5 protein-coding genes are annotated in these 6,696 nt (G+C 46.5%); all 5 read left to right on the forward strand.

Features of this window, described 5'->3' with window-relative positions:
• Positions 1-7 precede the first annotated feature (7 nt).
• The 5 genes from atpD to spoIID all read left to right on the forward strand — a co-directional run bounded on the left by atpD (position 8) and on the right by spoIID (position 6,420).
• Complete coding sequence (gene atpD, locus J2Z28_RS20360; protein WP_105406848.1) at positions 8-1,411, forward strand: F0F1 ATP synthase subunit beta; 1,404 nt, start codon at positions 8-10, stop codon at positions 1,409-1,411.
• 60 nt (positions 1,412-1,471) lie between these two features.
• On the forward strand, positions 1,472-1,876 hold the full coding sequence (locus J2Z28_RS20365) for a F0F1 ATP synthase subunit epsilon (protein ID WP_017691940.1): 405 nt from the start codon (positions 1,472-1,474) through the stop codon (positions 1,874-1,876).
• Between the two features lie 606 nt (positions 1,877-2,482).
• Positions 2,483-2,740 carry a DUF1146 family protein gene (locus J2Z28_RS20370; RefSeq protein ID WP_211084048.1) on the forward strand — a complete coding sequence of 86 codons (258 nt, stop codon included), beginning with the start codon at positions 2,483-2,485 and terminating at the stop codon, positions 2,738-2,740.
• A gap of 523 nt (positions 2,741-3,263) precedes the next feature.
• Positions 3,264-4,610 carry a UDP-N-acetylglucosamine 1-carboxyvinyltransferase gene (murA, locus tag J2Z28_RS20375; RefSeq protein WP_017691942.1) on the forward strand — a complete coding sequence of 449 codons (1,347 nt, stop codon included), beginning with the start codon at positions 3,264-3,266 and terminating at the stop codon, positions 4,608-4,610.
• Between the two features lie 469 nt (positions 4,611-5,079).
• A complete protein-coding gene (gene spoIID / locus J2Z28_RS20380) occupies positions 5,080-6,420 on the forward strand; it encodes a stage II sporulation protein D (protein WP_211084050.1) in 1,341 nt (446 codons plus the stop codon).
• Positions 6,421-6,696 lie beyond the last annotated feature (276 nt).

Genomic DNA, 6,696 nt, shown 5'->3' on the forward strand with positions numbered 1-6,696 from the left:
CGTTAAGATGAACAAAGGACGCGTTGTGAGCATCATGGGTCCGGTTGTTGACGTCGAGTTTGATCGCGGCGGTCTGCCGGAAATCCTCAATGCCATTACGATCACTACAGTAAGTGAGAGCGGCGTAAGTGTGAACCTTACACTCGAAGCTTCGAGACATCTGGGTGACAACCGTGTACGTTGTATTGCGATGTCCTCCACGGATGGACTTGTACGTGGTATGGAAGCATTAGATACAGGAGCTCCAATCTCTGTACCTGTCGGAGAAGCGACACTGGGTCGGGTATTTAACGTACTCGGCGAAGCCATTGATACTGGCGGTGCTGTAGCTACTGAACAGAAGAACCCGATTCACCGTTCAGCGCCTGCATTTGATGAACTGACTACCCAAGCAGAAATGCTGGAGACAGGAATCAAAGTTATTGACTTGCTCGCTCCTTATGCCAAAGGTGGTAAAATCGGTCTCTTCGGTGGTGCCGGTGTAGGTAAAACGGTAACGATTCAGGAATTGATCAACAACATCGCACAAGAGCACGGCGGTATCTCCGTATTCGCGGGTGTTGGTGAGCGTACACGTGAAGGTAATGACTTGTATCACGAGATGAGTGATTCCGGCGTTATCAACAAAACAGCAATGGTCTTCGGACAAATGAACGAGCCTCCAGGCGCACGTCTTCGTGTAGCCCTCACAGGTCTGACGATGGCGGAATACTTCCGTGATGAAGAAGGCCGTGACGTGTTGCTCTTTATCGATAATATCTTCCGTTTCACCCAAGCGGGTTCAGAAGTATCTGCCTTGCTTGGACGTATGCCTTCCGCGGTAGGTTACCAACCTACGCTGGCAACAGAAATGGGTCAACTGCAAGAGCGTATCACTTCAACGAAAAAAGGTTCTGTAACATCCATCCAGGCCATCTACGTGCCTGCGGATGACTACACTGACCCGGCTCCTGCAACGACGTTTGCCCACTTGGATGCAACGACGAATCTGGAGCGTAAAATTTCCGAGATGGGTATCTACCCTGCGGTAGATCCGCTGGCATCCAGCTCCCGGATCTTGTCCCCTGAAGTTGTAGGTGAAGAACACTACAACGTAGCTCAAGGCGTTAAACGTATCTTGGCGCGTTACAATGAACTGCAAGATATCATTGCGATCCTGGGTATGGACGAGTTGAGTGAGGAAGACAGAGCGCTTGTATACCGTGCTCGTAAAATCCAACGTTTCTTGTCCCAGCCATTCCACGTTGCTGAAGCATTTAACGGTATTCCAGGTAAATACGTTCCGGTTAAAGAAACGGTGCGCAGCTTTAAAGAGATTCTCGAAGGTAAGTATGATGATCTTCCGGAAGCAGCTTTCCTCTTTGTTGGTACAATTGAAGAGGCAGTGGAGAAAGCCAAAACACTGGTTTAGTCTGAATCCAGGATTGTCCTTATGTGGGCTATCCTTCGGATAGTTTCAGGAGGGATGGAATTGAGCACCTTTTTGTTGGAGATTGTAACACCCGAGCGTCTGGTCTATTCAGAACAAGTGGATAGCATCACAGCTCGTGGTATTGAAGGGGAACTGGGCATTCTGCCTGGTCATATTCCTATGGTTACACCTTTGCAGATTGCACCGATCTATATCCATAACGGAAAAGAAAATAAACGAGTTGCTATCGGTGGCGGGTTTATCGAAGTTCGTAAAGATAAGGTTGTTGTACTCGCAGAGAGTGCTGAATTCCCGGAAAGCATTGATGTGGATCGTGCGCGTGCGGCGAAAGAGCGGGCAGAACGTCGGCTTGCAAGCCAAAGCAATCAGGACCACTTTGATCACCGTCGTGCAGAGATTGCGCTGCAAAAAGCGGTTAACCGGATTAATGTGTTCGGCAAATAAACGATTCTTGGAAGCCTGGCGGCTTAGTCTGCCGGGCTTTTTTGAGTTTGTTTGATAGAATTGTTTTATCGAATATATCAAAATGGCTGACCACAAATCCATCTTATCCCTTCAGTAAACAGAAGTATTTTAAGCAAAATATTCACCGATTATGAGGATTTGAATAGAATGTAGGACTAAAGTAGTGGGCGCATTTACCACTAAGAGAACCATTTTTTTCATAAGTAAATTTAAATTATTTCCGAGGAAATGACAGAATCGATATCGAAATAGCGCTCTTTTATGTCGTTTTAGTCACAAAATCCCGGCATTTTAAAATTAAAATAGTTTAGAAGTGGAAATCAATGTAATTGACAATGTATGATGAAAGAGCCTATATTCCATAGAGTCAGCAGAAGCAGGAAGCTGCGTAGTAGATTCCATAGTCATGCACAGCCGCATTGTTGCTGCTCGGTGATTGGGCATCAGGAGATTCCTGCCTGGCAGGAGTAAATCTGACAGTACGCTCAGTATGTTGTGCTCAAGACATTCCAGTATACTAACAAGTTATGGGTGCCGGGCATATGATATGCTGATCGCTGCAACAAATGTGGAGGTAAAGAATATATGGATACTGATCTGACGAATCAGGTGAACCAGGCGTTAAGCACCAATGGCTTGGTCTCAATTATCGTCTCCCTGTTATGTATAGCGTTGTCTTGGTGGGCTTTGACAAATCTCAAACTGGATTTAATCATCAGGCAACCACGAGGTGCTCAGGGAAGACTGTTGCATTTGTTGTTCGCCATCATTTTGGGGCATGCCGTTGCTGGCTTTGTCATTGACTACTTGTCCTGGACTCAAATGTTGCGTAATTTGTTTTAATGTTGAGATGGTTGGTTAATCATCTGTTAGGTTCTTCAAGCTGCTCATTGTCGAATAACATCGATTAATTGTGTTAACAATTAGAGTATGAGTTGTCGGTAAAGAAATTAAGAAAAAAATGTGACGTAAAATTGGATGAATTTGAGATGTTTTATGTAAAAATGCTTGTATCGTACAATTCAACAATGTTATGATGGAAGTTAGGGAATTCACAATTGTTCACTTATTTTGTAGTTATAAACGGGATATCCGGCTCATGCCGGCTAATAACCATCCCACTCTGTCAGTTCTGATGCTCTGCTGGCTTGTAAAACACAGATTTTACATGCTGAATAGCAAGATGCACGGCACATGGTATCATTGATATGGATTATAAAAAACCAATTCTTTTCTGAACAGACATCTGTGGCAATATGCCAGAATATGTCGAAATTCCACACACAGCAACAGTCCTTTTTACACACAGTGGGGCTTACGTATTCCGGAATGAAGAAAAGGGAATAAAAGCGCGGAGGGAACCATGATGAGCAAATTTATCGTCCGCGGTGGCAAAAGGTTGACCGGAAGTGTCAAAGTTAGCGGCGCTAAAAATTCTGTTCTTCCGATCATCGCTGCCTCTCTCTTAGGGGAAGAAGGACAAAGCGTTATTATTGACGCGCCTCCTCTAGACGATGTGATGACGATTAACAAGGTGTTGGAATCGCTGGGAGCGGGAGTTACATACCGGGACGAAGTGATTACCGTAAATGCGGAGAAACTTACTTCCTGTGAAGCCCCGTATGAATGGGTAAGTAAAATGCGGGCGTCTTTCCTGGTCATGGGGCCTTTGTTGACTCGTATGGGTCATACAAGAATCTCACTTCCTGGTGGATGTGCCATCGGTACACGGCCTATTGATCAGCATTTGAAAGGTTTTGAAGCCATGGGCGCAGAGATCAGCTTGGGCCAAGGTTATATCGAAGCTCGTAGCCAAGGTCGGTTGCGTGGCGCGAAAATTTATCTGGATGTGGCTTCCGTAGGTGCCACTCAAAATATTATGATGGCTGCAACATTGGCCGAAGGTGTAACTGTTCTGGAGAACGCGGCAAAAGAACCTGAGATTGTGGATCTTGCCAACTTCCTGAATGGAATGGGTGCCATCGTACGTGGTGCTGGTACTGGAGTGATCCGCATTGAAGGTGTGGAGAAACTGACAGGTGTTACACACACCGTTATTCCGGATCGGGTAGAAGCTGGTACGTATATGGCTGCTGCTGCAATTTCGGGTGGTGACGTGTACATTGAAGGTGCAATCTCTGATCATTTAGGCTCCGTTATCGCGAAGCTTGAAGAGATGGGTGTTACAATCCAACCGGATGAGAATGGCGTGCGTGTAATCGCAGATCGCCCTCTTAAAGCTGTGGATGTAAAAACATTACCATACCCAGGATTCCCGACCGATATGCAATCCCAGATGATGGCACTCTTGCTTGCATCTGAAGGAACAAGTGTCGTGACAGAGACTGTTTTTGAAAACCGATTCATGCATGTGGATGAATTCCAATTGATGAATGCGGAGATCAAAGTCGAAGGACGTTCGTCCATCGTCACAGGTAATGCCAAACTGAAGGGTGCCAAAGTAACGGCTACCGATTTGCGTGCGGGTGCCGCACTCATTATTGCAGGTCTTGTTGCTGAAGGTACAACGGAAGTGGGCGGTGTTCATCACATCGACCGTGGCTATGTACATCTCGCTGAGAAGCTTAACGGACTTGGCGCTGACATCTATCGGATCTCGGTTGATGAGCCTAAGCTGGAAGCAACTAAAGCACCTAGTGAAAAAGTGGAGAAAGAAGTACCAATGTTTAAGGTGCAACCAACTTTGGCTTAACACTGGATTGAATAGAAAAAATATGGTCCCTCTATTATGAGTCACACAGTTGTGTGGATTATGAATGCGATGGAACGTATATTGTAAAAAATGATAAAGCTAAGCCATCTGGCTTGGCTTTTTTTGTGTTTACTTTTAAGAAGATGACGAGATATTTGATACCTGATTCTATTAATAGCTGGTCCTAACTTGTATAGCATAACATCGTATTCTGTATCAATTCTGAACCAAATGAAAGAGCGTACTTTATATAGGGTGTCGGTTCCAATTAAACACCGATATTCAGCGACAGATCAACGTTTCTAAGATGTACATAGCAAAAGAAAACAAGAAATCGAACAGAACGAAAAGGGTCTCGTTTCTCTCAAATCAGGTTCTATCAGATCAAGCCAGCTCATAACCTAAACTATGGATTTGAACAACACGACCGGCACATGACCGGCCATAGATAACGGAGGGTTATATTCGAATGAAAGAAGCTCGTGTACAGGTAAAGGTACCCCTTGTCCCTCGTCCAGGTATGCAAGAGCCGGAGGGAAATACCGTTTCTGGAGTGGAAAAAGACAAGCCTGCCCCGTTGAACCTGAGGACTGTTCCATCACAGCCTGCAAGATTATCCAATCCAGGACGGGTGTCGGCAGATGAACTGAACCGAAAGACAACCGAGCATATTCATATACCTGTTATTGAGTTGGACCAGTTCCGCAGAGTGAAGCGTCGCCGAATGCGGACGTTTGGACGAAAACCCCGATGGGGACGTAATACGACGCGATGGCAACCCGCCGCCGCTGTATCTGCCTTATTGGCGATGGCGCTGCTGATTCCGGTAATTCTGGTATGGCCGCGGACAAGCGAATCACCAAAGCCGATCCCTGCTCCAACAGATTCAAGCAGTACAAAAACCCCAGCTCCTGTGCCAGCCGTTCCTGTTACGTACCCTGAACCCAAAGTACGCGTATACCTGTCTGCAACGGGCACAACGATGAATCTGCCATTGGAAGACTATGTTACCGGGGTGGTGGCAGCTGAGATGCCTGCGGAATTCAGATTGGAGGCGTTAAAGGCACAGGCAATAGCAGCTCGTACATTTATCGTGCGTAGGCTCGCTGCGAGTGATACAAGCGGTGTTCCATCGGGTGCGGCGGATGTGACGGATACGGTCAGCCATCAGGTGTTTATTCCGCCAGATCAGGTGAAAGCGGATTGGACGCGTCTAGGGAAGGCGAAGGAATGGGAGAAGCTGCAACAGGCTGTACGCGAAAGTCGAGATACGGTGATGACATATCAGGGCAAGGCGATCACCGCATCCTTTTTTTCCACAAGTAATGGGTATACCGAGAATGCGGAGGATGTATGGGGGAACGCTGTGCCGTATCTGCAAAGTGTGGACAGTCCGTGGGACAAAAATCTGGCACCAGGATTCAAGCAGACCGTCACCATGAAGCGTAATGAGATTCTGCAGAAGTTAAACTTGGATGCCATTCCGGTTACCGCTCAGAAGGGTGGATCGTGGATGGAAGTACTGTCTACAACCAAAGGGCATCGAATTAAGGAAATGCAGATTGCAGGTGAGACATTCAGCGGACCCGAAGTTCGCAAACTGCTTGGACTAAGATCCAGCCAGTTCAGTTGGAAGAGCACAGGTGACGAGGTCCAAATTACAACGTTCGGGTATGGGCATGGGGTTGGTATGAGCCAATGGGGAGCAAACGGCATGGCGCAGGAGGGACACACAGCCACCCAGATTCTCAAACACTACTATACCGGCATTTCATTCGGACAGGCATCCAAGATGCTGGCAACGAAGTAGGAGAGATGAATACGGATGGATAAAGCGAAATAATTCGAATGAGTAGGAGTATGTGCGAATGTATACAAATGTATGTGAATGAGAGCAGTTTTGGTTTGGAACTCATCTGACTCCCCGTATATCATTGCGCGCTAACGAACCTGGGAGGCCTTATCAGGCGATATTACAACGAATGGAAATTCTAGCTATGATGAACGTAACCGCAAAAATAGCCCTCCATATTGCTGCACATCGTAGGTTAAAATGGAAAGTAAGAACCACCATTTCAGAGCTACA

The sequence above is a fragment of the Paenibacillus xylanexedens genome, from assembly GCF_017874615.1.
In the GTDB taxonomy this organism is placed as follows: Bacteria; Bacillota; Bacilli; order Paenibacillales; family Paenibacillaceae; genus Paenibacillus; species Paenibacillus xylanexedens.